This window comes from Halomonas sp. IOP_14 (assembly GCF_021021315.1).
In the GTDB taxonomy this organism is placed as follows: domain Bacteria; phylum Pseudomonadota; class Gammaproteobacteria; order Pseudomonadales; family Halomonadaceae; genus Vreelandella; species Vreelandella titanicae.
Map to the genome: position 1 here is coordinate 1 of NZ_JAINWD010000037.1, position 24,547 is coordinate 24,547.

26 protein-coding genes are annotated in these 24,547 nt (G+C 55.5%); all 26 read left to right on the plus strand.

The window, feature by feature from the left end:
* A partial coding sequence (locus K7H09_RS19210) for a phage holin family protein (RefSeq protein WP_230805530.1) occupies positions 1-287 on the plus strand: 287 nt, incomplete at its 5' end.
* Complete coding sequence (locus tag K7H09_RS19215; RefSeq protein ID WP_230805531.1) at positions 284-700, plus strand: hypothetical protein; 417 nt, start codon at positions 284-286, stop codon at positions 698-700. The genes K7H09_RS19210 and K7H09_RS19215, both read left to right, overlap by 4 nt.
* Positions 701-1,440: 740 nt before the next feature.
* Positions 1,441-1,770 carry an HNH endonuclease gene (locus tag K7H09_RS19220; RefSeq protein ID WP_230805534.1) on the plus strand — a complete coding sequence of 110 codons (330 nt, stop codon included), beginning with the start codon at positions 1,441-1,443 and terminating at the stop codon, positions 1,768-1,770.
* 110 nt (positions 1,771-1,880) lie between these two features.
* On the plus strand, positions 1,881-2,351 hold the full coding sequence (locus tag K7H09_RS19225; RefSeq protein ID WP_009286611.1) for a phage terminase small subunit P27 family: 471 nt from the start codon (positions 1,881-1,883) through the stop codon (positions 2,349-2,351).
* 6 nt (positions 2,352-2,357) lie between these two features.
* On the plus strand, positions 2,358-4,073 hold the full coding sequence (locus K7H09_RS19230; protein WP_022522847.1) for a terminase large subunit: 1,716 nt from the start codon (positions 2,358-2,360) through the stop codon (positions 4,071-4,073).
* Positions 4,067-4,264, plus strand: a complete 198-nt coding sequence (locus K7H09_RS19235; protein WP_022522848.1) for a hypothetical protein — start codon at positions 4,067-4,069, stop codon at positions 4,262-4,264. Before K7H09_RS19230 ends, K7H09_RS19235 begins: the two co-directional genes overlap by 7 nt.
* Positions 4,264-5,541: a phage portal protein gene (locus K7H09_RS19240; RefSeq protein ID WP_230805536.1), complete on the plus strand. Its 1,278-nt coding sequence runs from the start codon at positions 4,264-4,266 to the stop codon at positions 5,539-5,541. Before K7H09_RS19235 ends, K7H09_RS19240 begins: the two co-directional genes overlap by 1 nt.
* Positions 5,529-6,467, plus strand: a complete 939-nt coding sequence (locus K7H09_RS19245) for a S49 family peptidase (protein WP_230805538.1) — start codon at positions 5,529-5,531, stop codon at positions 6,465-6,467. The genes K7H09_RS19240 and K7H09_RS19245 overlap by 13 nt, the downstream gene beginning before the upstream one ends.
* A 69-nt stretch (positions 6,468-6,536) precedes the next feature.
* On the plus strand, positions 6,537-7,835 hold the full coding sequence (locus K7H09_RS19250) for a phage major capsid protein (protein WP_230805540.1): 1,299 nt from the start codon (positions 6,537-6,539) through the stop codon (positions 7,833-7,835).
* Between the two features lie 92 nt (positions 7,836-7,927).
* Complete coding sequence (locus K7H09_RS19255; protein WP_230805542.1) at positions 7,928-8,161, plus strand: hypothetical protein; 234 nt, start codon at positions 7,928-7,930, stop codon at positions 8,159-8,161.
* A 93-nt stretch (positions 8,162-8,254) separates the two neighbouring features.
* Positions 8,255-8,815, plus strand: coding sequence for a head-tail connector protein (locus K7H09_RS19260; RefSeq protein ID WP_230805544.1), 561 nt, complete (start codon positions 8,255-8,257; stop codon positions 8,813-8,815).
* A 3-nt stretch (positions 8,816-8,818) separates the two neighbouring features.
* Complete coding sequence (locus K7H09_RS19265) at positions 8,819-9,157, plus strand: phage head closure protein (RefSeq protein WP_230805546.1); 339 nt, start codon at positions 8,819-8,821, stop codon at positions 9,155-9,157.
* Entirely contained in the window at positions 9,144-9,596 is a 453-nt protein-coding gene (locus K7H09_RS19270) for an HK97-gp10 family putative phage morphogenesis protein (RefSeq protein WP_230805548.1), read from the plus strand. The genes K7H09_RS19265 and K7H09_RS19270 overlap by 14 nt, the downstream gene beginning before the upstream one ends.
* Positions 9,593-10,321, plus strand: a complete 729-nt coding sequence (locus K7H09_RS19275) for a phage tail terminator protein (protein ID WP_230805550.1) — start codon at positions 9,593-9,595, stop codon at positions 10,319-10,321. Before K7H09_RS19270 ends, K7H09_RS19275 begins: the two co-directional genes overlap by 4 nt.
* Positions 10,322-10,383: 62 nt before the next feature.
* Positions 10,384-10,572 (plus strand): hypothetical protein, encoded by a 189-nt coding sequence (locus tag K7H09_RS19280; RefSeq protein WP_230805552.1) that lies wholly within the window; start codon positions 10,384-10,386, stop codon positions 10,570-10,572.
* A complete protein-coding gene (locus tag K7H09_RS19285; RefSeq protein WP_230805554.1) occupies positions 10,565-11,527 on the plus strand; it encodes a hypothetical protein in 963 nt (320 codons plus the stop codon). Before K7H09_RS19280 ends, K7H09_RS19285 begins: the two co-directional genes overlap by 8 nt.
* Before the next feature lie 79 nt (positions 11,528-11,606).
* Positions 11,607-12,038 (plus strand): hypothetical protein, encoded by a 432-nt coding sequence (locus tag K7H09_RS19290; protein ID WP_230805556.1) that lies wholly within the window; start codon positions 11,607-11,609, stop codon positions 12,036-12,038.
* Positions 11,990-12,547, plus strand: coding sequence for a DUF1799 domain-containing protein (locus tag K7H09_RS19295; RefSeq protein ID WP_230805557.1), 558 nt, complete (start codon positions 11,990-11,992; stop codon positions 12,545-12,547). The genes K7H09_RS19290 and K7H09_RS19295 overlap by 49 nt, the downstream gene beginning before the upstream one ends.
* Before the next feature lie 127 nt (positions 12,548-12,674).
* Positions 12,675-13,244 (plus strand): hypothetical protein, encoded by a 570-nt coding sequence (locus tag K7H09_RS19300; protein ID WP_230805559.1) that lies wholly within the window; start codon positions 12,675-12,677, stop codon positions 13,242-13,244.
* 16 nt (positions 13,245-13,260) lie between these two features.
* Entirely contained in the window at positions 13,261-13,692 is a 432-nt protein-coding gene (locus K7H09_RS19305) for a type II toxin-antitoxin system YafO family toxin (protein WP_230805561.1), read from the plus strand.
* A 251-nt stretch (positions 13,693-13,943) separates the two neighbouring features.
* Positions 13,944-14,438, plus strand: a complete 495-nt coding sequence (locus K7H09_RS19310) for a hypothetical protein (protein ID WP_230805563.1) — start codon at positions 13,944-13,946, stop codon at positions 14,436-14,438.
* A gap of 134 nt (positions 14,439-14,572) precedes the next feature.
* Positions 14,573-19,810 (plus strand): EF-hand domain-containing protein, encoded by a 5,238-nt coding sequence (locus K7H09_RS19315; RefSeq protein ID WP_230805565.1) that lies wholly within the window; start codon positions 14,573-14,575, stop codon positions 19,808-19,810.
* Positions 19,807-21,162 carry a hypothetical protein gene (locus K7H09_RS19320; RefSeq protein ID WP_230805567.1) on the plus strand — a complete coding sequence of 452 codons (1,356 nt, stop codon included), beginning with the start codon at positions 19,807-19,809 and terminating at the stop codon, positions 21,160-21,162. Before K7H09_RS19315 ends, K7H09_RS19320 begins: the two co-directional genes overlap by 4 nt.
* Positions 21,159-21,977, plus strand: coding sequence for a hypothetical protein (locus K7H09_RS19325; protein ID WP_230805569.1), 819 nt, complete (start codon positions 21,159-21,161; stop codon positions 21,975-21,977). The genes K7H09_RS19320 and K7H09_RS19325 overlap by 4 nt, the downstream gene beginning before the upstream one ends.
* Positions 21,974-23,881 (plus strand): hypothetical protein, encoded by a 1,908-nt coding sequence (locus tag K7H09_RS19330; RefSeq protein ID WP_230805571.1) that lies wholly within the window; start codon positions 21,974-21,976, stop codon positions 23,879-23,881. Before K7H09_RS19325 ends, K7H09_RS19330 begins: the two co-directional genes overlap by 4 nt.
* Positions 23,881-24,345, plus strand: coding sequence for a hypothetical protein (locus tag K7H09_RS19335; protein WP_230805573.1), 465 nt, complete (start codon positions 23,881-23,883; stop codon positions 24,343-24,345). Before K7H09_RS19330 ends, K7H09_RS19335 begins: the two co-directional genes overlap by 1 nt.
* The last annotated feature ends 202 nt before the right edge of the window (positions 24,346-24,547 follow it).

Below are 24,547 nucleotides of genomic sequence, written 5' to 3' on the forward strand. Positions count from 1 at the left end.
TTGATTTTTTGCCTATCACTTTGGTGGCCATCCTGACGTTCACGATGGGATTTATTCGTGGCGTGCACGAGGGCAGTAGCCTAAAGAAGTCGCTGTTGGGTGCTTTGATGTGCACGCTCCTGGCGACGCCGCTGTTCCCCGTCTTCTTATGGATAGCTGAGTCTCAGGGTTGGCCACCCATCATTGCCTTCCCGCCGTGTGTGTTCCTGGCGTTCCTGGGTACCGATTGGATTCGCAGCAAAGCAGACGACATCTATGAGGTTTTCATTGGGCGGTGGCGAAAGTGATCGGCCAACTCAAGCGTAACCTGATCGGCGTGGGTATAGGCGTAATCAGCATTGCTGCTGTTTATTTCTACTGGCAGCACGTTACCGGCGAGCGTGATGCATACCAAGCACAGGCTGAGCACCAGCGTGAACGTGCCGAGATATTGATCGAGCACCAGCAGTTGCAGCGCCAGCGCATTGAGACGCTGAGCAACGCACTGGCTGCGCGTGAACGCACGTTAGAAACAATTGATGACGATATAGGCGTCAGCACCGGGGCCCTCGAACCATTGGGAGAACAAGATGCGAAAGCAGGTGACTGGCTTGATAGCGATCTGCCTGATGGGGTTGTTGACTGGGTGCGCGAGCTTCAGCGATCAGGCGCTGCCAATGGAGTGCAACAGCCCCCAGGTGCCAGCACATCTAACCAATGAGCTGCCAGCGCCTACGCGGATCTTACAGAGGAATAAGGGGCTGCTGTTATTGCTCGCTGAATATGAGGCGCTACGCCGCCGGTTCAATGCTGATAGGGGGGCGGTGGTTGAGATACTGGCTAATGATGCTGGGCTGGACTAACGTCGAGCTTAAGATCGAATCTTGTCCATTATTTCTCGGCGAGTGGGCGCAAGTCCCATATACATCAAAATCCCATACGACAAAGAAACCAAGCCAGCAGCAACAAAGTACTTAGTTACAAAAACTATATTACAACCATTGACGCCAATATAGTTGTAGGGGCTGCAGTTCGTAAGCGGAGGCATAAAGTTGCTGCTAACTTCAATGTTTGTAATGTACATGTAATTCATTAGGTTAGTCATTAAGCCAATCCCGGGTAGGCTTGAAGAAAGCAGAACGCAAAGAACAATGGAAAGCATTGAAACGACCATAATGATCATCCCGTATTTCTTTCTATTTTCTAACATTAATCATCCCCTGAATTAAGCTTCAACTATCATGTTATAACCAAACAATTATTAAACACCCGCGGTTGATGGATTGGCAAGCGGTATGAAATGTGTGTAGAGAGTCCCAGCTACTAAAAAAATCGCGAGTCCTTCTCAGCGGATGAACCTTGTCCATGGGGGAAAGCAGCCGCGGATAGCGCAAAATTTTCAAACTCTGAGGCGAATACTCAGCTATGCCTTCCGCCCCACCACGCCCATGCCGAGCCCCGATGTGTGCAGGCAAGACCACACATAAGCATGGCTATTGCGACAAGCACGCCGACCAAGCGGCCACCTGGAAGAAGTCACCCACAGCTAAGCAGGATCGAGGTGGTCGACCATGGCGCCGCAAACGTCAGCGCATTCTTCAGCGTGATAAAGGCCTGTGCCAGCCCTGTTTAAAGCAGGGCTTTTTTACGCCCGCTGTTGAGGTCGATCACATGGTCAATATCGCCTCAGGCGGCACTGACAGCGACGACAACCTGCAGGCGATATGTGGGCCGTGCCACAAGGCCAAGACGCAGGCGGAAGCTCGACGGGGCCGCGGCGCGGACGCCTGAGGGGAGGGGGGATCAAATCCCTACAGCCTTTCGCTAGCGGACACCGCAGCCTCCATTAAATTTTTATACCCGCGAAATTGAAAAATCAGGTCGGCGCGAGGAATTAGCAAATGACAAGAGGTCGCAAACCTAAACCGAGCCACCTGAAAGCGGTGCAAGGCAACGCCGGAAAGCGTGGTGTGAACCACGATGAACCCGAAGGTGAAGAACTCACTGAAGTGCCGCTTCCACCGGATTGGCTTGATCCGATCGGCATCCAGATGTGGGAGAAAATTGGCCCTTGGCTAGTGAGCTCCAAGATCCTTACAGGATCTGATCTCTCCAACCTGGAGGCTTACTGTGCAGCTTATGCCCGCTGGCGAAAAGCAGAAGAGCATATCGCTATACACGGCATCACGGTGCAGGGCATGAACTCCGAAGTGAAGAACCCCGCCTGCACCGTTGCAAATGAATCCCTTAAGCAGCTCGTGACGTTTGGCAGCGCCTTAGGCTTGGATCCTTCCAGCCGTTCGCGCCTCGCAATACCTGGCGCGAAAGAAGCCGGCAACCCCTTCAAAGACCTGATAGGCAAAAAGCGATGAAGCTCCATGGCCAGTTACCCGAACGTCAACGCCGCGAACAAGTACGCTCGGGACGTAGTGGCCAAAAAGATTCCCGCGTGCAAGGAGGTGCGGCAGGCCTGCCAGCGCCATCTGGACGATCTCAAGGCGCAGAAGTCCCGGTCATATCCGTACCGGTTCGATAAGGACGAAGCCGAGCGCTGTTGCGACTTCATTCAACTACTGCCTCACACTAAGGGCAGGTGGGCGCGTGAGAAACGGCTCATTACCTTGGAGCCGTGGCAGCTGTTTATCGTTGCCTGCATTTTTGGGTGGCTCAAAAAGAAAACCGGACTACGCCGCTTTTCAGAGGCCTACATTGAAGTAGAGCGTAAGAACGGTAAATCAGTGTTGGCGGCTGCAATTGCCAACCTGTTGTTTTGCGCTGATGGCGAGTACGGCGCAGAAGTCTACTGTGGCGCGACCACAGAGAAGCAAGCATGGGAAGTGTTCCGGCCTGCACGCTTGATGCTAATGAAGTCACCCGAGCTGGTCAGTGCGGCTGGCATCGAGATCATGGCCAAGAACATCTCGATACCAGAGGATGGTTCGCGGTTAGAGCCATTGATTGGCGACCCGGGCGACGGCTCCTCGCCAAGTGGTTCGATAGTCGATGAGTTCCACGAGCACGATAAGCCCAACTTGTACGACACCATGGCCACCGGCATGGGGTCACGTGATCAAGGGTTGATGTTCATCATCACCACCGCGGGCTTCAACCTAGCCGGGCCTTGTTATGACAAGCGCCGTCAGGCGCAGCAAATGCTTGATAAATCGCTGCCGAATGATGAGCTGTTCGCCGTTATTTATACCATTGATGCCGGCGACGATTGGAAAGACCCCGCGATACTGCGCAAGGCTAACCCGAACTTCGGTATCTCGGTTGGTGAAGAGTTTCTACTCAAGGCCCAGCGCGACGCCGTTCGCTACCCAAGCCGACAAAACAGCTTCCTCACTAAGCACCTGAATGTCTGGGTGAGTGCGCGCACTGCGTGGCTCAACATGGCCAGTTGGCACGCGCTCGGTGATGAGTCGTTAAACATAGAAGACTTCATCGGCAAGGCCTGCTGGTTAGGCGTGGATCTCGCCAGTAAGACCGACATCGCGAGCATCGCGCTGCTATTCCGTGACGAAGTGCCCGATAAGAAAGGGCGCATGAAAACCCGCTGGACGGTGTTCGTTCGTAACTACCTACCGGAAGGCGCCGTGGAGCGGGCCAGTAACAACAAGGCGGCTTATGAAACCTGGGTGAATAGCGGTGACCTGATTATCACCGATGGCGAAGAGCTCGACTTCGATGTGATCCGCGATGACATCAAAGACCTGGCGGGCTTATTCGAGATCACCGAAATTGCCTACGACCCTTGGCGCGCCACCCAGCTTGCCCACCAGTTAATGGCAGACGGTGCCAGCATCGTCGAGTACCGCAACACCGTTCAAAACATGAGCCCCGCCATGCGGGAAATGGAAGCCGCCATCACAGGCGGGCGCTTCCGGCATGCCAAGGATCCGGTGCTCACCTGGATGGCCAGCAATGTGGTCGCCAAGGCAGATGCTAAAGACAACATCTACCCACGCAAAGAAAAGCTCGACAACAAGATCGACGGCATCATCGCCATCTTGATGGCGCTCGGTCGCGCCGTGCTCACCGAAAACGACGAGCCGGAAGAATCCATTTACGACACCTCGGACGTTACATGCTGATCAATCTCCTAACCTTCACAGTCGGCCTGCTGGGTGTCGGGCTCGTCGCGTTTGGCGCGTGGCTGGTACTGCCCGCCGCGGGCTATATCGTCGCGGGCAGCTTCTGCCTGTTCTGGTCGTGGCTGGCTTCCAAAGCAGCTGCCCAGGCTAACCAGCCGCCATCGGTCACCAAAAACGAAGAGGATAGCTAATGTTCTGGCCTAGCCTCTTCAATTCTCCCGCCACAGGCAGCCCCCAGAAAAGCCAGAATTGGACGGGCAATTGGGTGAGCTCTAACACCAGCCGCCAAAGCGCCGCCGGCACCATGGTGAACACTGAAACCGCCCTGGGAGTCAGCGCGCTACGCGGCTGCGTCACGCTGCTAGCTGAGTCGCTGGCGCAGTTGCCCTGTGAGCTCTACCGCCGGGACGACAAAGGCGGGCGCGAGCGTGCTACCGATCACCCCCTTTATGACGTGATCCATAGCCAGCCCAACAGGAAGGACACCACGTTCGAGTATTACGAGCAGGGCATGGGGCACCTGGCGCTGGAAGGAAACGAGTTCTCTCTGATTGAGCGCGATGGCGCTGGCTACCCGACGGAGCTAATCCCCGTCCACCCCAAGAAAGTGGGCGTGCTTAAAGGCCAGGATGGCCTGCCGTATTACCAACTGCTGGATTACAAAAACCAGATACTGCCGATGCGCTCAGTGCATCACGTTAAGGCGTTCTCGCTGGATGGCTATGTAGGGCTTTCACCCATCGCCACCAACGCCGACACCATCGGCCTCGCCATGGCCACCGAGCAACACGCCTCGGCGGTGTTTCAGCGTGGCGCCACAATGTCTGGTGTTATTGAGCGTCCGCGTGAATCGACGGCCATAAAAGACCAAGCGGCAGTTGACCGAATACTGGACAAGTTCACTCAGCGCCATGGTGGTGGCCTGCGTAATGCTTTCTCAGTTGCCTTTCTGCAAGAGGGCATGCAGTACAAGCAACTGGCGATGGATAACGAAAAGGCCCAGCTGCTGGAGTCGCGCAACTTCGGCGTGGTGGAAGTGTGCCGGTTATATCGCGTCGCGCCCAACATGATCCAGCACCTGGACAAGGCCACGTTCAACAACATCGAGCACCTTGGCCTGCAGTTCGTCATCTACACGTTGATGCCGTGGATCAAGCGCAAAGAGGCCGCAATGATGCGCGACCTGCTCATCCCCAGCGAGCGCAAAAACCTTTACATCGAATTCAACGTATCCGGCTTGCTGCGCGGTGATCAGAAGTCACGCTTCGAAGCCTACGCCATTGCCCGCCAATGGGGGTGGTTGAGTGTTAACGATATTCGCCGCTTGGAAAACATGCCGCCTATCAAGGGAGGCGATCGCTACCTGAGCCCCATGAACATGGTGGATTCACAGCAGATGCAGAACTCGCTGAATGCCACGCCCCAACAAATGCAAGAGATTGAGGGAATACTCGCATGCACGCAATGATCAACTACCCGCACATCGCGTCCATGGTGTTCAACACACCACTGTACGCAACACCCACGCTCGTGCAGGCCGTGCGTAACGTGCTGGAACCTCGCTTGCTAGGGCGCGCTAACGACTTACCGCAAAGCTTGGGCATGGAGTCAGGCAGCGGGGAAGACCGCGAAATGCAGCGCCTACAGGTATCAGGTCGCATTGCGGTTATTCCCGTGCACGGTGTGTTGGTGGCGCGTCGTGGTCACATCACCGCTGCCTGTGAAGAGCTGCTTTCCTATGAACGCTTGCGTAGCCAAATCACCGCCGCGTTAAAGCATGAAATGGTCGAAGAGATCGTGCTCGACTTCCACACCGGTGGTGGCCACGCAATGGGCTGTAAAGAGCTCGCCGATTTTATCCGTGCCAGCACGGTCATCAAGCCCATCACGGCGTTAGTCAACTTCGCCGCCTACTCAGCGGGCTACTACCTGGCGTCGGCCTGTTCGCGCATTGTCGCTAGTCCTACTGCGGGCGTCGGGTCTATCGGCGTGATTATCGAAACCTACGAAGTCAGCCGCTGGGAAGAAGAGATTGGGATTAAGTACAACACCTACTATCGCGGCGACCACAAGAACAACGCCTCCCCCCATGAGCCGATCACTGACCAAGCCGTGCAGGAGATTAACGGAATGTTGGATGTCGCCTATAGCGAATTCACAGAAGCCGTGGCCAGCTTCCGCGGGCTGGATGTGTCCGCCATCGTTGATACCCAAGCGCGGCTGTTCCGGCCAAAAGAAGCGCATGCCCTAAAACTCATCGATGAGATCGCCCCCGCACAAGACGCGATCGACACCATTGCGCAGCGCTACACCAGCAATACCGGCACCACTCCACGCAACAACCGAAGCATTCGCGCCCAGGCGCGAGCGTTCGACACCAGTTGTCAGCTCTAGCCACGCGGCGGAGCGACATCACGGCGGCCATGAGCCGCCTTTTTTGTGCCTAAACGAAGAGGAAGTACCATGCCTAATATCGAAGAACTCCGCCGCAAGCGTGCCGAGATTAACGCGCAGGTGCAGGCGCTAGCCGCTGTTGAGATGGAAGCGGGCGAGCTGAACGAAGAGCAACTGGCTGAATTTGAAAAGCTTGCCACTGAGTTTGATGAAATCAGCGCCAAGCTTTCCCGCGCTGAAAACATTGAGCGCATGAACGCCGCCTCTAGCGAGCCGGTACCCACTTTTGGTGGTGGTCAATCGGCCGCGGTGCATATCAAACCCGAGCTTAAGCAGTACACCGGCGCCAAGGTGGCACGTATGGCGATGGCCGTGGCCGCCGGTAAAGGCGATATGCAGTTGGCCTCCAAGTTCGCCAGCGGCGAAATTGGCGATGCTGACGTAGCGATGGCCATCGACACCAGTGCAAATTCCGGCGGTTCGCTGGTGCCAGAGAACATGCACAACGAAGTGATTGAGTTACTGCGCCCTAAAACCATCGTGCGTTCCTTGGGCGCTCGCTCAATGCCGCTGCCTAACGGCAACCTGAGCATGCCGCGCATGTCGTCTGGTGCAACCTCTAGCTACGTTGGCGAAGGCTCCGATGTGCTGGCGACCGAGGCCAACACTGACGATGTAAAACTGAACGCCAAAACCATGATCACGCTGGTGCCGATGAGCAACCAGTTGATTGGCCGTGCTGGTTTTCAGGTAGAGCAGCTGTTCCTAAACGACATGCTGGCCAGCATGGCGGTGCGTGAAGACAAAGGCTTCATGCGCGATGACGGCACCAACGACACGCCCACAGGCTGGGGCGCCGTATGTCGGGCAGAAGGGCGCGTGGTGCCATGGTCTGGCACCGCTGATCTGGCAACTATTGATACTTACCTTGATAGCTTGATGCTCGAGCTTATGAATAGCGACAGCCTGCTTGTCAGCCCGGGTTGGGGACTGTCGCCGCGTACCTATATGAAGTTGTTTGGTATGCGTGACGGAAACGGTAACAAGGTTTACCCCGAACTGGCTCAAGGCCAACTGAAGGGCTACCCGATCCGCTACACCACCACGATTCCCATTAACTTGGATACCTCCGAAGCGGGAACTAACAACGAGTCAGAGATCTACTTCGGCGACTTCAACGATGTCGTTATCGGTGACAGCGATGTCATGACCATCGATTTCAGCCGCGAAGCCACCTACAAGGATGGTAGCGGTCAGTTGGTGTCTGCGTATAGCCGTAACCAATCGCTACTACGCGTGGTGAAAGAGCACGATATTGCCTTCCGCCACCCAGAGGGCTTGGTGATGGGTACCGAAGTCACCTGGTAAGGCTTTCCTGTTTGTAGAACAGCTAAGCAAAAGCCGAAGACCCGCCGCGTGCGGGCTTTCGCCGTCACCCCTTTTTATGACAGGAGCCACCCATGGCCACCGCCAAACAACCCGCTGAAAAGCTACACACCATGGTGTTTCTAAAACCTTATGGCCGCTACTCCCGTAACGATCGCGCTGGCTTTCCACAAGAAAAAGCCGAGCAGCTGGAAAAGCGCAAGATCGCTATCCCATCCGATAAGTTCAAAGCCGCCGCCGCGGATAAAGCCAAAGCCGATGCAGCGAATAAGCCGGCCAAAGGCACCGAAGGCGCCGACAAGGTTTAGTCCTCGCTGCGTTTATCGTTATGCCAACGCCGCCACTGAGCGGCGTTGTTGTTTCTGACTATGAGTTGTTTCCGCACTTTTGAGAGCCCCTGAATGATTACGCTCACCGATGCCAAACTGCACCTGAAGCTGGCCGCTACCGCCGAAGGCGCAGCAGCTTATACCTATGAAGACGTAGCCATCCAAAGGCTTATTAACGGTGCCTACTTAACCGCAGAGCAACGCACTCAGCGGAACTTCGCGCCCGCTACTAAAACACTAGTGCTAAATGGTTTCCCGGCAGGCAGCGGCAAGATTGAACTGCCATGGACGCCGGTAACCGCCATTGAGTCACTGGAGTACATCGACCCTGAAGGCGTCGAGCAATCACTCGATGCCGAAACGCTTCGCCTAGACACTCGACCCATTCTCCCCACGCTAGCCCCGCAATGGGGAGCTGAATGGCCGCGCACTACCGATGAAACAGAGTGCATCACCATAACGGCGTCGGTAGGCGAAGAGGATACCCCGCCTGATGTGGAGATAGCGTTGCTTATGCTCATTGCTCACCACTACGTACGCCGACAGGGTGTAGCAGAAGGAGGCGCACTCCAAGAAGTGCCTATGGGTGTGGAAATGCTGCTGGAACCGTATCGAATCCACGCTGTGGGGTGAGCTATGGACATAGGTAAAAAGTGGGATTTGGTCACCTTGGAATGGTGGGATAAAGGCGAACGCACTGACTCCGGCGCAACCCCAGAAGGATGGCAGCCTGAAACAGATCCCGTATGGGCCGAAGTAGAGCAGCTACGCGGACGCACCCTGTTTGCCGCCCAAGAAGCCAACGCCGAAACCACCGCTCGTATTCGTATCTGGTACCGGGCTGACATCGCCGCCGCCACCGGCAAAAACCTACGGCTACGCCATGGCGGGATGACCTACCAACTGGAGGGCCGCCCGATCGACCTAGGCGGACGCCGCACAGAACTGGAGTTGATGTGCCATGAGTGGGTTTGATTGGCAGGTTCAGGGTGTCCACCTGCAGGAAATGCAGCGTGAGCTAAAGGCGCTGGAAGACAACATCAAAGAGCGTGCCATACGGGCAGGCTTGGTGTCAGTGGTAGCCCCGGTCAAGCGCACCGCCAAAAGCGAAGCGCCCACCGATAGTGGCGATATGGCCAGCGCCGTTGGCCACCGCAACATTAATAAACGCCAGCGCAGCCGCTTAGGCTTCAAGCCCGGCGAGGTGGGCCTACTGGTAGGCACTAACCGCAAGATCAACGGCCGCTGGCAGGGCCGTAAAGGCATGTGGCAGGAGCAAGGCACCGAGAACATGGAAGCCAACCCGTTCCTATGGCCCGCCATGCAGAAACACCAAAGCGGGGTGCCCGGGCGGTTTTACGAAGGGCTCTCGAAATACCTAGATCGGCAGCGCACGAAAGGGGCCATTGCATGATTGATAGCATCATTACCGCACTTAGCGGAGCAGGCATTACCGCTGCACCCAGCAGCGAAGCCGACCCCAGCCGCGCCGATACCGTACCTGGGTTGGTTGCGTTGGTAGATCCCGTTGTCAGCAGCGCCCTTTGGCCGCTCAACTTACCGGCAGATGCCCCCGGCACCAACGGCGTTTACAACCTGGCAGGCCAAAGCGGCATCGAGGTAGACGGCTACCGCCTGGGGCGAGTAGACACCTACGTACTCAGCTTGCGGTCACCCGAGTTCGACCCGCTACGCACTATGAGCACCCAGCTCATCGAGCGAGTCGCCGCGCAAAGTGGCAGTGAAGGCTGGGAGATCACCGACGCCGCCACCGATTACGAATACGACCAGAAGCAATACCGCGCCCATTTCGAACTGCAGGCGACCAGCCTGGCTATGTCAGCCCCGGCGCTACCGGCTGCCTTCGTGCATCCCGTGCAAGCCACCACTACACCCAACGAACTGGGCACGATGAACGTTCGCCAGACCGTGACCGAGCATATCGCAGTGGTGCTGGTGGCAGAACAGGCCGAAGTGGATGCGCAGCGAAAAGCGATTGATGCCGCTTTGCTTGGTCTGAACAGCTCACCTCACGGCGTTGCCCCCTTGGAATACGCAGGCGGGCAGCGCATTGCCGTCTCCGGCAGCCACGTCTACTGGCGTGAGCTCTACCGCTACGACCGCATGATTCGTAGCTAACCCAACCACCACCCCACAAGCCCCGCCGCGTGCGGGTTTTTTTATGCCTGGAGGAAACCCCCATGCCCAATGCAGGAGGATGCTACGTCATCCGTGACGGTAAGCGTGTGCTGGTGCACAGCACAAAGCCTACGCCCACAAAGTACGCGAAAGCGCCTAATTCAAACCCCGCTACCGCGCCGGTGAAAGCCGAAACGGCAGCCCCCAAGCCCGCCAAGGCGGCCAAGCAGGAGGTAAAAGGCAATGAGTGATCCAATGGCGTGGCGGATCCTAACGGTGGCCGCCATTATTGAAGATGAGTACGGCGTAACGCCGGAAGACCTTTCCAGTGCCGTGTTTTTTGATGTGATGACCAGGGAAGCTGCCAGCCCCTACCAAGGTGATACGGCAGAAGTTGAGCGTGTGAAGCCCGGTTTTGGCAGCAATAAGCAGGTGAATGTGGCGCCCTATACGACACGTCAAATCCGTGTGCCTTACGCGGGATCTGGTACACCAGGGGTGCCTCCATCCTACCGGCCATTGCTTTTGTGCTCCGGTCACAGTGAAGTCATCGACACGACCGAAGGCGCAGAAATGGTCACCTACGAACCGGTATCCAGTAACTTCGCCTCAATCTCATTGCTATGGTGGACGGATAACGACGAGCTGCAGGTGCTACCAGGTGTGCGCGGAACCGTAACGCGTACCGCCGACGCCAAAGGCATGCCGTACTTTGAATTCAACCTAACGGGACTGTATCTGCGGCCATACCGAGAAGCACCGCCTGCGGGTTCATCAAGAGAGCCTCAGGCAGAAGAAGTGCCTATCAACAAGCAGAACAGTGCATTCACCTTCTTTGGTTATGAAGCTCGCATGCAGTCCTGGTCGTTTGATATGGGTGGCCAGGTGGAGCATCGCAACCTCGTTAACTACGAGGGCGTCCACATCCAGAATCGTAACGCCACGGGTCAGGTCAACATCGAGGCGCCGCGTATTCAAGACTTTAATATTTATGAAAAAGTCGAATCCCATAACGGCACCACTGAGTCACCGGTGACATTCACCCATGGCAAAACGCCGGGGAATATTGTTAAGCAACAATGTGCCCGGGTTCAGCTCTCGAACCTGCAGGAAACAGAAGTGCAGGGTTTCAAGCATTTCACTATGGATACTCGCTTGTTGTCCGCTGAGGCAGGCGATGGTGATTACGCCTACGTATTCAGTTAATCACTCAACCCATAACCGCTAACCACACCGCGCTGCCACCGGGCGGCGTGCTTGTTTGTGCCAATTGAAGGAACACACCATGTCATTAGTTGTTAAAAAAATAACCTCTTCCACCGTCGATGTGCCCGTCCAGGTGCCGGGTGAATTAAAGTCAGGCTCCCTTCCTGCTACCTGGAAGCTTCACGAGTGGGAAGAGTATCGAAAAATTGCCGAAGCTCTTAAGAAGGGTGAAATGGATGATGAAGAGCTGGTCAATAAAGAGTTAGTTGATATTGATGTGGTGCTGCAGGAAGAGTGGAGAGAAGATGAAGGCGGCGCGCCAGAGGGATTAAAGGTTGTTAAGCGTGAAAAGATAGAGGGTGAGGAAGGTTATATTGTCGTGACTGAGCGTTCGCTAGGGTTTGCGGAAGCAAAAGAGCTGGTTATGTCTACCACCTACATTCGTCGCCCGTTAATTATGTCGTGGTTCGCCGCTCAGGAAGGCCGCAACCAGGCCGCTGCAAAAAACTAAGCGGCGCTGGCCAGTGGTGGGCCAGTGGCCCAGCCCCCAGAGATCAGCGTAAGAAAGACACTGACCGCTGGGGGCTGAAAGACGCCGAGATACCCGAAGCGCCCCAACACTTTGAGGTGTGGGAAGAACACTGGCCAGCGCTGGAACTGTTCTTAGCGATGCGCACACAGTGGCGCACGGCCATAGGCATGGCAGGCGGGCAACGCCTAGGCATCGACTACACCTCGCTCTATGGTCATCCCAAGTTCGCCCGCTTGGATTATGACGAGCAAGACAAGCTGCTAGGCCAGATCCAGCACATCGAAGCGGGCGCGCTCGCGGCGTTTAATGAGCAAAGCCATTTAGCTGAGCAGGAAGCCGAGCAGCAAGCGCAGGTGACCGAGATCATCGAGAAACGCACCGAGCTGTGTTTCATACAGGAAGAGCAGCAGCGCATCAACGTGCGGGAGCTTATGAACGTCATGGATCTGCCGCCTGATTACAGGAGTGATGGGGCGTTTGTGGCTTAAGCTGGAAGGTGCTTGGTTTACGTGCGTAAATGTCAACTGACAGTTGAATATTTATCGTGTCGAGCGTAATCTTGTGACTAGAGATCATTTTTGACTCCTGCTTATCTCCTTCATTCGCGGTGCCTCCATGAACACTCAATTTACCCGTAAAACCATCAGTAATGGTATCAGCGCCTTTACAGCGTCTGTGGCGGTGACTGTTGGGTGTATGTTTGGCGCAATCACTGCAGAAGCGTCTGTTCAAACTATTTCTCAATCGCAGTCTGCACAGACTCGTCGCGTGCTTGCTCCTTTCCAGCTTGAGGCTCAGCAAGCAGCAATAAACGATTTCCTTGCCAAGGGTCGTAGGCTACTCGCATCTCTCGATAAGATTATTGCTGAGGTTGAAGGTTTAACCCACGCGTCCGACGATTTTCCAGCACATGGTTTTTTAGCTCACGCTGAGACATTGCGTGAAGTTGAAAAGCAGTTTGATCAATCGCTTACCAGCGCACGGTTAAAAGGTATCGTTATAGACAGCGACGTCAAGCAGTGTCGTAAGCAGTTGGCGCAAGTCCGTTTCAAGATTGCCTATGTAGGTTCTACGTTGCGTCGCCTTGAGGGTAATGTAAAAACCTTCGAAAGTGGCCTCGATATGAACGCGCTTCATACAGTAGCTGCTACCCGTACTGATATTTTAAGTCAGCGAATTCATTAGGGCATAGGCGGTCAATTTGGCGATAGAGATCATTATTCATGATGACCTCAGCCATACGCTGGCAGAGTTGTCGCGAGAGCTTAGTGAGTTTGATGGAGAAGCGTTTGTCGCGAATCTAACCTCCGACTTTGAGCGCTATATCGGCTCTGATAAAAGTGAGGCTCCAAGCTACTTTGGAAGGGACGCACCCTACATGCAGCCGCATCAAGCATCGCGAGCCATGTTGTGCCATTTACATGTCCACTTGCCGCCAGGTGCGTTTAAACATCGCCAAGCACAGCAGTATCAAACCTCAGACACTTTTATCGTCTACTGTCAGCATGAGCTATATGAGAGCAAGGTGCTAATCATCGACATACTTCATCCAGATGCACACACTAAATCAAAAGACAAAAAGCGTATGCTCTACCTGGCTCATATTGCCCAATGCTTTCAAGAACAGTTTTAAATATTAAACCCCGCCCCAGCGGGGTTTTTAATGCCCGGTCACTAAACCCCTGTAATTCCAAACAGGCCAACCGACCCCCTTTAGAAGCAACCGCAACGCCACCATAATGAACAGGCAGCTTGACGCCTGCGCCGTGTTAGGTGCATTGATTATTCGCCGTTTGAACGTCCGTAAATTCGCCTAAGGGCGCCTAGCTAAATTTAACTAAGTGCGGTACGTTCCCTGTTGGGTGACTCAACGGGGGATTTGGTATGCGTAAGTGGATTGCGGGGGTGATGTCGCTAGTGGCTATTAGTGCTGTACAGGCTGATTTCCCAGGACTTGATGAGTGGACAGTTGACCAAACAATAGACCCTCTAACAGACGACGTTCGAGTGACGGCAGGGATTGGTATCGCGGATGGGCTGCAGTTTATGCTCCAATGTTCATCGGGCAATTTTGGTGCAATTATTGCTCCATTAAAGCCTGAAATCACTATGGAGTTCATTACAATGGATTCGTCAACGCAGGTATCCTGGCGAGTCGATGATATACCCGCCGTAACCGAGGAATGGTCAATACTTCCCGCGAAGGCGGGCAGAAAGCCTGTGGTGATAAACACTAATGCCGATGAGATGGCTATGGCTGTAATGAATGCTAATGACAGGTTTGTATTAAGAGTGCATGGTATCACAGGGGTATTCAGCGTAGATGATGCTGCAGGTTACATCCAGCAAGTGCTTGACGCTTGTGATATAGCGTATTGATTTAAGATTTATTCAGCAGTCTTATAGCAACAAAGTTCAATAACACCCTGCCTCGGCGGGGTTTTTTTTTGCGCCTAAAACCAGTTAGCCCACTTTGTGTGGGCTTTTTTGTGCCCGTCATTTGAGGTTGCCCCATGGCCCAGAACTATAAAACTGGCTTGATCATCACTGGCGATGCCAGTGGTGGTATCCGGGCCATTAAGGCCACGGATGATGAGCTCGGTAAGCTCAACAAAGGCTTTGACCGTGGTTCTCGTCGTAGTAAGCATTTCAATCATAACGTTAACGCGACCAGCCAAGGGTTAACCGTTCTCAAGCGCGCAGCGGCGCCGTTAGCGGGCGCTATTGCGGGCATGTTTGCCGCAAACACCATCCAGAACCAGGTTGATTGGGGCGACCAATTACAGAAAACCAACCTGCGCATTGGTGCCAGCACTGAAGCACTCAGTCAGTACAACTATGTTGCCAAGCTTTCGGGCGTTGAGTTCGGCCAGTTAACTACTGCATGGCAGCGACAAACCCGCCGGATTGCGGAGGCAGCGGCAGGCACGGGCGTAGCGTCGGAAGCGTTAGACCGCCTAGGTTTAAGCGCGCAAGCGCTGAACCAGTTAGCGCCTGAAGAGCAGTTCGAGCGCATTGCTACCGCCATGCAGAGCGTGGAAAGCAGCAGCGAACGGGTAGCGCTGGCGCAAAAACTCTGGGATAGCGAAGGCGTCAAGCTGGTGCAAATCGTTAACCAGGGCACCGATGCCATCGCCACCATGCGAGCGGAAGCTAACGCGCTTGGACTAACGATCTCTCAAGACACCGCCAACGCCATGGCCACCTATAACGACGAGGTGGATAGGCTCAAGTTTGCCGCGCAAGGGCTAAGCCAAACAATCGCGGCTGAAATGATACCGTCGATGACGACAGGCTTGCAGGCCACCAGCAGCTTTATCCATGAGATTGGCGGCGCGGAAACCATTCTGGATCTCACCAAAGACACCGTCACATTGCTGGCGGGGGTCCTGGCGGGGCGTTTAGCTGGGTCGCTCGCCACGTCAACAGCAGGCATGGTGGCCGCTCAGGCGCAGTCGATCCGCTACCAAGCAACATTGGCAAGCATGGCGGGCGTTTCTCGTGCCGCTGCCGCTTCACAGATTGCCCTAGGTGCGGCATCACGCGGGGCTTCTGCCGCCATGATGCTAGTGGGCGGGCCAGCTGGCGCCGCAGTTTTGGCCGGTTTGGCTATTTACTCATTTCGCGATGAGCTGGGATTAACGATTCCCCAAATCGATGCCAATACAACAGCAGTAGATAAGCTGACAGCAGGCCTGGACGACATGAGCCAGGCCGCTGCACAGCTAACGCTAACATCGCTAGTGGGGCAGTTGGCGGAAGTACGTGCACAGGCTGAGGTGACAGCGGAAGCCTTTACCAAAGTCGGCCAGATTGAAGGCGATGGTGGCGGTGGTTTCTTGGGTGTCGACGTCACCGCTCAAACTGACGCAGTGCAGGAGCTTGGCGAAACCAGTAATGCAACGCAGCAAGAAGCGGCAAACCTAGAAGCGGCTATCGCGTTAGTAGAAGAGCGCCTTGGAAAGCTTGGCGACCGCAACCGCGAAGTAACGACCACCATCACTGAAGTTGGTGATGCCAACGAAACCGCCGCGGCAAAAGCAAAAGAGCTAGCCGAATCCACCGCCGCCCAGGCCAATGCCCTAGAGGATCTATACAACCGGCTGCGCCCTGGCCGTCGTGAAACCGTGCAGCTAGCGCGGGATATGAACACGCTGGCAGTGGCCACCGCCATGGGCACAGGAAACATCGCCCAGAATATTCAATTGATGGGCCTTTTGCAGCAAGAGCATATCGAGGCTCAAAAGCGCATTAGTGAAACCGGCGACGCATCCGAAGACGCCAGCCAACGTATCGCCAACAGCTTCACCACCTGGGGCACGGTCGCGGACAACACGTTACGCAGCGTTGACGACACCGGGCGTGATGCATGGCTAGGTCTGGTGGATGGCTCAACCAGTGCGCTAGATACAGTCGAAAATGCTTTCGAGCAGACCTTCGCCAACATCGCCCACATGCTCACCACGCAAAAGCTGACGTTTGAAGTCGCGGGCATGATGGGGCTGGACACCACCGGTATGTCGGGAGGTGGCGCCGGTGGCTTCGACCTTAGCTCCATGGGTTCGCTCAAAAACGGCTGGAGCGCCCTAAAAGGTGGCGTTAGCAATATAGCTTGGACGGGGGCGGGCAGCTCATACGGCGGCACCGGCTGGGCCAACGCCGCTACTCAGGGTACCGGGGCCACCGGCTTTATGGGCGGCTCTACCGCCAACTTTAGCGGCATGACCGGCCTAGCGTCTGCCGGTGCTGGCTTTGCGGGCAGCTACGCCGGACGCGCCGCGTTCGGTGAGGGCCGCGATAACGACATTCTAGAAACCGCAGGGACGCTTGTTGGCGCCTATTTCGGCGGGCCGCTAGGTGCCGCTGCCGGTTCGTTCATTAGCTCAGCCCTGGCCAGCCTGGATAAGGAAACCAAGTTCAGTGGCCGCTTTGGCACCACAGCCACAAACGACCCATCGCAGTACGCAAGCAGCGGCAAAGACGGCGTTTTTGAGCATCAAGACGATGGCGAGAACTTCTACGGTCAATCTGCCCTGGGTTACACCGGGTTCCTAGATCGCGGCACCAAACGGCTGCAGCGTGCGGGAATGGGCGAGGATAAGGGCTGGGCGGAAGAGCTGACCGATGCCGCTGTTGCACGGGATAATTTAGTTGCGTCGCTGGCAACCAGCACCGATGAAATTGAGGCCATGCAATCCGCCGTGCAAGGGCTTGAGGCATCGAGCAGTACAGCCGGTGAACTGATTGAATTTGCACTTAACGAACGCCCCCGCGCCGCGCTGGAAGCGCTTGGTGGAACGTTTGGCGAGTTCGTGCGCGGGTTAGAGGGCGGTATTGAAAGCGTTGTACAGCAAGCCCTGGTCGCTCAGCAGACGCACACGCTGCTATCCGGCGGCATGGAACGCCTCAACCTGCAGTTTCATGCCACAGCGGCAGGGGCTTATGAGTCAGCGAACGGGCTAGCTCAGTACGTCGGCGGCGTGGAAAACATGACCGCGATTAACGACGCATACTACAACGCCGCGTTCAGCGAAACCGAGCGCCTGAGCAACAGCCAACAGGATCTACTGCAGTCGTTTTCCTCAGTCACCGACGAAGCCCCGCGCACCGTCGCGGAGCTGCGGGCAATCGTTGAGGCGCAGCAGCTCAACGGCGAGGCATCACAGCAGCTTGCTTATGATTTGATGGCCCTAGCCCCGGCGCTGAAAGAAACCAACGCGGCGGTACGCCAGGCCATCGAGCAGCAGTATCAAGACGTGCTAGGGCGGGCGCCCGATACGTCGGGACTTGACTACTGGTTTGATGTTGTAGCGAGCGGATCGCTGACACTTGAAGACGCGCTTAGTAGTATCGCAAACAGCGCTGAGGCTGCTGAGTACGCGTCTAACGGTGCGGCTAGCAGTATCGACAATATGTCTGATGCACTGCGTGCGCGCGAGCAGTTAGAAAAACAACTGCTGCAGGCGAAAGGCAATACCGACGCGTTACGTCAGCTCGAAATTGACCGGCTTAAAGAGCTGGAAAATGCCGAGGTTGATAACCTGACTTCAATGCAGCGGCGCCTTTGGGCAATTGAAGATGAGAAAGCCGCCCAGCAAAACGCCGAGCGCGCACAGCAGGAACGTATCCGGGGTATTGAGCAGGAATCGCAAGCGTGGGCGCGTGCGCGCAACGAGATGGCGGGTTTCGGCAACAGCATAGACAGCTGGCTGGCGAATTTTGACGCCACCGAAACCGGGATGGGCACACCCCGCGAACGCCTGGAAGCTAGCGACGCGGATTTTTGGTCGCAATACGAAAAAGCGCTCCAGGGCGACCGCAACGCACAACAGGGGATTACCCAATACGCAGACCGCTACATCGCAAACCTGCAAGAGATGTACGCAAGCTCAGCCCCCGCGGTTGATGGCATCGCTGAAATCCGCGACGCCATGGAGCGTCTGCCTGAACTGCTCACACCTGAGCAGTTTCTCGCTGACGAGTTTCGCGGAATCGTCGGGGAGCAAACCACGCAACTGGGCGTGATGTTGGATCTCAATCGCGACGGCATTGTGTCCGCAATAGAGCGCTCAATCACGTCCGGCTGGAACAATATCGATGCGCTTAAAACCACGCTGTATCAAGAAATGCAGCAGCTGGGCGCGCAATCGTTAACGGAGCAGCAGGTGCGCGCGGCACTGGCACCCCACGCGACGGATGCTGAAATTAGCCGTTTAATCCAGCGCGTAGACCACAACGGCGACGGCATCATTAGCCAAGAAGAAATTACAGGGTCTCGCATCGCCGGACTGAGCATGGGCATTGTCAGCGCGTTGGAAAGCGAGTTCAGCGGCATTGATGTTGATGCTAGCGGGCTCATTGACTACGACGAGTTTCGGGACGCGTTCGCCGGGATGGCGACTGACTCAAGCCTCGAAAAACTGTTCCAACTGATTGATAAAAATGGCGATGGGCAGATTAGCTATCTCGAATCCATCGCCGCCAGCTCACTCACGCTTGCGGAGATCGGGCTGGGCAGGCAGCCGGGGGATACTGATGATGTGCTGGGCGGAAACCCATCCGACATCGACGACATTATCAACCAAAACCCGGTATCTGACCCTACCGCTAAAAAGGTCAACGCCGCGTATCACGACGTGATGGGCACCGACGCGAAAGGGTTCCAGATAACCAGTTGGTCGATGTGGCTGGCCGAAAAAGAGTCGCGGGCTAATCAGTTGCACCAAGCCGTTGCATGGGCAAATTTGCCTGCGGGCGGCGAAGAGTGGTTGAAAGAGCGCGGGCTTTACGGCGATGGCACGGTACCGCAATTCGCTAACGGCGGCGTGTTCACTAACTCCATCGTTTCAGCTCCCACGTTATTCAACATGGGCTTGATGGGCGAAGAAGATCCCGAAGCCATCGTGCCGCTGTCACGCGGTGCCGGTGGTCGTTTGGGGATTGATGCCACTGGCTTGATGCGCCTGCCTGACGGCCCGATGCAGCTACCTATGCCCGAAATGCCCCCGCTGCCGCAGTTTCCCGCGCTGAGCAATAACGACGTGCTGCAGGTGCTTAACGATGTTAAGCGCGAGCTGATGGAAACCCGTAAGGAAAGCAAGAGCTTGCAGGCAGAGAACGCCCGCTTATTAGAAGCTCTTGGCGGGGCAATAGAGAAGCACGGCAATCGAAGCCATCGTCAGCGTGAAAACCAGTTAGATGAGCTACAGGCCATCAACCGCAACAGCAAAACCCGGAGCAAAACCCCTTGAGCATCAGTGATGGTCAGTACGCTGCATGGCTAGCGAATCTCAATGCAAGCCGTTTGCTCCTTGCTGAAATGCACCACGCAGGCGGTATCAAATACGTAGCGACGGGGCCGTTCATGTCGTTGCCTAGCGACAGTGACGCTAACCGGCCTTATGACGACTGCCTTGAAACGGCGGTGGACATTACCACGCGTATCGACGGTCAAGTCACGTTTGGCGAAGTCACTTTGATGGATGACGGCAGCATTACTGACTGGCTGTTTTTAGCCTGGCAAGGGCATCCTATCCGTCTCTATCTGGGTTCCCCAAAGTGGGCAAGGGATGACTTTCGTTTGCTTGCTCAAGGCCGTAATGGAGGTATCCGTGAGGCGAGGCGAGGTGCCATAACATTTCGCATGGATGATGAATCCAGCGTGCTAGATGAACCAATCGACACCGGGCAACTGCCTGATGGCGCTGGCCCAGTGCCACTTGCTTTAGGAAGCGTTTATAACGCCCCACTGTACCGTGTAGACACCCAGACGCTGACCTACCGCGGTTCATTTCTGCCAGTGACGAGCATCACAGCGAAAGCTAATGGGGCCAGGCTTACGCACAGCACGGACATGGCAGGCGGGACTGTCACGCTCACCGATAAGTTCGGCGACATTACCGGCGATATTGAAGAGCAGCACAACACGCCACAGCAGGTGGTTGAGTGGGTGGCAGCACATTACGGCATCGCGATCGGTGATGTTGATCTGCCTGCATACCGGGTTGGCCTCTACTACAACAGTGAAGTGAGCGGTCGGCAGATTCTTGAAGAGCTGTGTAATGGACTGGGCGCTTACTGGTATTTGAACGAAGTAAACGCCCTGGTAGCCCGCCAACACAAGCTCCCTGTGACCGCGGATGTAACGATCGTTGGCGATGACATCAACTACGACCGCTGCCGACTCACGGACACAGAACCTCCCTGGCGAAGACTTACCCTGCGCTGGGGGCGCAATTATTCCCCCTTATCAAATGTCGCGGCGGTGCTCGATGAAGAGGAGCCCGCCGAGGCTACACGGCTGCGCACAGAGTGGCGTGAAAGCCGGGCTGAACAGGATGTTAGCAACTACCCGCTGGCTGAACGGGTTACGCGTGACAGCGTGATTCAAGATGAGACTGACGCCGCTACTGAGCGGGATCGGCTCTTACAGCTGCGTTCTGAAAGGCGGGAGATATGGTCTATCGAAACGTCGCTCTCCTATGTGTCAGCCGGCCAGGTGGTGAGCGTTCAGCACCGCCGGTTAGAGGGCAGGCTGGGACGGTTGCTTGTAGTGGGTCGCTCGCCGACGCGTGAAAACTCAAACTTGGAGGTGTGGGTATGACGATGCGCGCCATTATGGATAACGAGCATGACAGGGCCACGCTGACAGCGAGCAGTGCACAGTCACCGGCTGAGAACACCCAGATGGCCGGCAGGAGTTATAGCTGGCGGGGGGTGACGGCGACTAACGAGCGGATAACGGCGATGTTAGAGAACCCCACCTTTATTTCATCGGTGGTCGTTTACGGCCACAACCTCAGCAGCGTGGGAACCGTGCAAGTGGAGTACCTGTTCGAGGGCGCAGTAGTGTTCGACACCGGGCCGGTTGTCGCCGCCGATATTATACCGCTGGGTGTTTGGCGCGCAGGCATTGATCCCTGGGGCGGCTCTGACCTCACGAGCTTACCCTCAATTCATTACAACGTCTGGACGGAGCCCACGCTAGTGGATGGTTACCGGATTACGTTTGACGACCCCAATAGCGAAGCGGGGTACATACAGGTGGGCAGGATTTTCTCAGGGTTACCTTACTCCCCTCCAAAGGATATGAACGTTAGCTGGGGGGTAAAGCTTAGGTGGGTGTTTAGAGGTGAAAAGAAGCGGACAGAATCTGGCTCGCTTCGGCATATCGGTGGGGGTGTCTCTCGTCGGCTAACGTTCGACTTTAAGCACCTGGACGATGAAGAGGCAGGGATCTTGACGCAAGAGCTACTCAGGGCGGGAGCTGGACAGGAAGTGTATATCAACATTTACCCAGAAGAGGGCGGTGTTAAAGAGGCTGCCCACGCGTTCGTGGCCATGCTTGACGGCGACTTTGAAACCACCAACGAGTTTCACAACAACTTTAGTGCGCCGCTGGCGTATCTGGAGGTATGACCATGGTGACAGCGCCCAACGTCCCCGATCTGCAAGCGGAAAACTTTAAGATCGGTGACCGTCGTCAAGCGGTGATCAAAGACAACGCTCGCAATCAGAAAATGCAGCAGTTTGCTGTTGAACTTGCCCAGATGGTGCAAGAGGCAAACGTAGAGTTTCAATTCGTCGCTGAGTCGCGCACCGACATTGCACAAAAAGCGGGGCTGGTGGCCGCCGACCGACAGGCGGTAACCGAAGCTAAAAACGCGGTTAATGCGGATCGTCAGCACGTCGACGAACAAAAACAGCTGATTGATACCACTGCTGGCGCAGTCAGCGGGCACGCCCAGCAGGTGGCTAGCGATAAACAGGTCGTGGCACAAAATACGCAAACCGCCACCGAGGCGGCAGGCGCGGCCAGCGACTCAGCCGGTGACGCCTTGGCGGCTAAAAATGCCGCTGAAGAGCTGTATGGTGACTTGGACGCTGTCAATTTTGCAAAAACGCAGTCACAGCAGGCGGCGTCTACTGCTGCCCAGCAAGCTGGATTGGCGGATACGGCGAGGCAGGGCGCAGAGCAAGCGCTGGCCGATGCACTTAAGGCGGCAGCGGATGCCAATGTTGATATTAACGCGGCGCTGGCTGACTACGTGCCCCGCAGCGGCGCCGACCTGGGTAGTAACGATCTAAAAGCCCGGCTCACTCATAACAGTGGGTACATGTACATTGGTGCCTACAACAGCTCATACGGCACCGGTCAATTGCGTGTCTACTGGAATGACACGGATAAGCAGCTAAACATGGGAGGCGCTGAGCTTGTCAACGTCAGTTTAAATGCCTCGCTACTAGATAAAGGAGCCATCCCCGCCGCCCGCATTGTATCAACCGCTAGCCGCACGTCTTCAGCAACAGGCACGATGTTGCAAGCCAAGGCCATGAATGACCACCTCACTAGCGGGGATCATGATGGGAGGTATTCGCGGCTAGAAGTTACCAATGTATTTTCCGGTGATCAGCGGATTGAAAAGGACAGGCCTTGGGTAACACTTAAAAGCTCAACCAGTAGTCTCAGCGGTGTTGAGCAAGCGGGCGGCATAACAATAGGAGAGAGCGATAATGCCAGTATCAGCGTTACATATACTGGCGATGGACGCGGACATATTGGCATGGGCTCCGTTGATGTTAATACCGGTGTTCCTGCTAACGAAGCCATAGAGCTTCATTACCAGAACCGAAACGTAACCTTTTTTGGTGATCTAGCTCTTCCCCGGAGTGTCACGCTAAAGGGCGCCGCTGATGGTTTGAGGATTAATAATGCCGCCAATGGTGGTGTTGAGATTGGCAACCGCAACGGTAGCTATACCCACTACACCAGCGACAACGGTAAACATTATTTTTACGGGGAAGTGCACACGCAAGGCGGTTTTTCTGGCAACGGTGGCGGCTTAACTAACGTCAATGCTTCACGGCTTAACGGCCAGTCTCGCAGCGTTAACGACGATGCTAATACGATTGCTGGGCGGGATTCTTCTGGCGATATAAGAGCAAGACTGTTTCGATCAACGTACACATCCACCAGCAGCAATATCGCGGTTATTTACACGTCTGCCAAGTCTGATGGTACCGACTTCATGCGCCCTTCCACACCTGCGCAGGTGAAGTCGGCGCTAGGCATTGATGGTGCTTACGCCCCTGCAAGCGGCTTTGATGCTGTAGGTAGTTACGCTCTGGCTCAGTACATGATCAATGCGCAGAAGCTTCGCGGCGCCACAGTTCCCGGAAGCGAGCTTTGCCCGGTTTTTACGGCTCAAAATAACGGCGCTTTTGTTATTTCAAGCTTGCGATTATCGGGAACTTGGATGTGCATGGGCAGGGCAGAGGGCGAGCAAATATCAAACACCACTCTTTGGCAGAGGATTTCTTAATGGAATACCAAAACCCAAGCTATACCCGCAACAACGAAGAGATTAACTGCGAAGTAAAGCACGCAAAGTACGGCTGGATTCCCTTCACTGCCCGCCCAGATGATGGAGAGGAATTTGGCCGGGAGTTGTACGCTCTGATTCTAGCGGATGCCGAAGAAGGTGCCACCACTATCGCTGCTTACACCGGTGAGTCCAGTGAAGAATTGGAGCTTCGTGTTTTTCGGGAGACTGCTACTGTCAGCGCATTTCAGGCGCACCAAGCGCTTGATGATTTTGGCTACATCGAGCAGGTCGAAACTATCATTGCCGACCCCGCTACACTCCCGAAAACTCGCAGGGCTTGGCAGATGGCTACCGAGTTTCGGCGGTTGAGCCCAACGGTATTAGAGATAGCGGCAGCGCTTGAACTGACTGACGAGCAGATAGACGAGCTGTTTGTGCACGCATTGTTGATTGAGGCCTAAGCCCCGTCCATGCAACACCCCACCGCCTTGAGGCGGTTTTTTGTGCCTGTTGTAAGAGATCTCTTACAAAAAAGTCAGCGATCTCTTACATAAGCGGTGCGGAAACGCTGCTACTGTGAAAGTGTGACGCCAGGGACGCCGCTAATAGCATGACGAATGCGTCACGCCAAGGAAGGTTAAGTGCAGATAAGGATTCAGGAAA

What these genes read in the sequence shown, in the direction of transcription:
- K7H09_RS19275 (WP_230805550.1), top strand. Translation starts at nt 9,593, where the DNA reads ATGATTGATAGCATCATTACCGCACTTAGCGGAGCAGGCATTACCGCT.
- K7H09_RS19250 (WP_230805540.1), top strand. Translation starts at nt 6,537, where the DNA reads ATGCCTAATATCGAAGAACTCCGCCGCAAGCGTGCCGAGATTAACGCG.
- K7H09_RS19245 (WP_230805538.1), top strand. Translation starts at nt 5,529, where the DNA reads ATGCACGCAATGATCAACTACCCGCACATCGCGTCCATGGTGTTCAAC.
- K7H09_RS19280 (WP_230805552.1), top strand. Translation starts at nt 10,384, where the DNA reads ATGCCCAATGCAGGAGGATGCTACGTCATCCGTGACGGTAAGCGTGTG.
- K7H09_RS19290 (WP_230805556.1), top strand. Translation starts at nt 11,607, where the DNA reads ATGTCATTAGTTGTTAAAAAAATAACCTCTTCCACCGTCGATGTGCCC.
- K7H09_RS19260 (WP_230805544.1), top strand. Translation starts at nt 8,255, where the DNA reads ATGATTACGCTCACCGATGCCAAACTGCACCTGAAGCTGGCCGCTACC.
- K7H09_RS19235 (WP_022522848.1), top strand. Translation starts at nt 4,067, where the DNA reads ATGCTGATCAATCTCCTAACCTTCACAGTCGGCCTGCTGGGTGTCGGG.
- K7H09_RS19265 (WP_230805546.1), top strand. Translation starts at nt 8,819, where the DNA reads ATGGACATAGGTAAAAAGTGGGATTTGGTCACCTTGGAATGGTGGGAT.
- K7H09_RS19240 (WP_230805536.1), top strand. Translation starts at nt 4,264, where the DNA reads ATGTTCTGGCCTAGCCTCTTCAATTCTCCCGCCACAGGCAGCCCCCAG.
- K7H09_RS19335 (WP_230805573.1), top strand. Translation starts at nt 23,881, where the DNA reads ATGGAATACCAAAACCCAAGCTATACCCGCAACAACGAAGAGATTAAC.
- K7H09_RS19270 (WP_230805548.1), top strand. Translation starts at nt 9,144, where the DNA reads ATGAGTGGGTTTGATTGGCAGGTTCAGGGTGTCCACCTGCAGGAAATG.
- K7H09_RS19230 (WP_022522847.1), top strand. Translation starts at nt 2,358, where the DNA reads ATGGCCAGTTACCCGAACGTCAACGCCGCGAACAAGTACGCTCGGGAC.
- K7H09_RS19330 (WP_230805571.1), top strand. Translation starts at nt 21,974, where the DNA reads ATGACCATGGTGACAGCGCCCAACGTCCCCGATCTGCAAGCGGAAAAC.
- K7H09_RS19225 (WP_009286611.1), top strand. Translation starts at nt 1,881, where the DNA reads ATGACAAGAGGTCGCAAACCTAAACCGAGCCACCTGAAAGCGGTGCAA.
- K7H09_RS19255 (WP_230805542.1), top strand. Translation starts at nt 7,928, where the DNA reads ATGGCCACCGCCAAACAACCCGCTGAAAAGCTACACACCATGGTGTTT.
- K7H09_RS19300 (WP_230805559.1), top strand. Translation starts at nt 12,675, where the DNA reads ATGAACACTCAATTTACCCGTAAAACCATCAGTAATGGTATCAGCGCC.
- K7H09_RS19315 (WP_230805565.1), top strand. Translation starts at nt 14,573, where the DNA reads ATGGCCCAGAACTATAAAACTGGCTTGATCATCACTGGCGATGCCAGT.
- K7H09_RS19310 (WP_230805563.1), top strand. Translation starts at nt 13,944, where the DNA reads ATGCGTAAGTGGATTGCGGGGGTGATGTCGCTAGTGGCTATTAGTGCT.
- K7H09_RS19220 (WP_230805534.1), top strand. Translation starts at nt 1,441, where the DNA reads ATGTGTGCAGGCAAGACCACACATAAGCATGGCTATTGCGACAAGCAC.
- K7H09_RS19285 (WP_230805554.1), top strand. Translation starts at nt 10,565, where the DNA reads ATGAGTGATCCAATGGCGTGGCGGATCCTAACGGTGGCCGCCATTATT.
- K7H09_RS19325 (WP_230805569.1), top strand. Translation starts at nt 21,159, where the DNA reads ATGACGATGCGCGCCATTATGGATAACGAGCATGACAGGGCCACGCTG.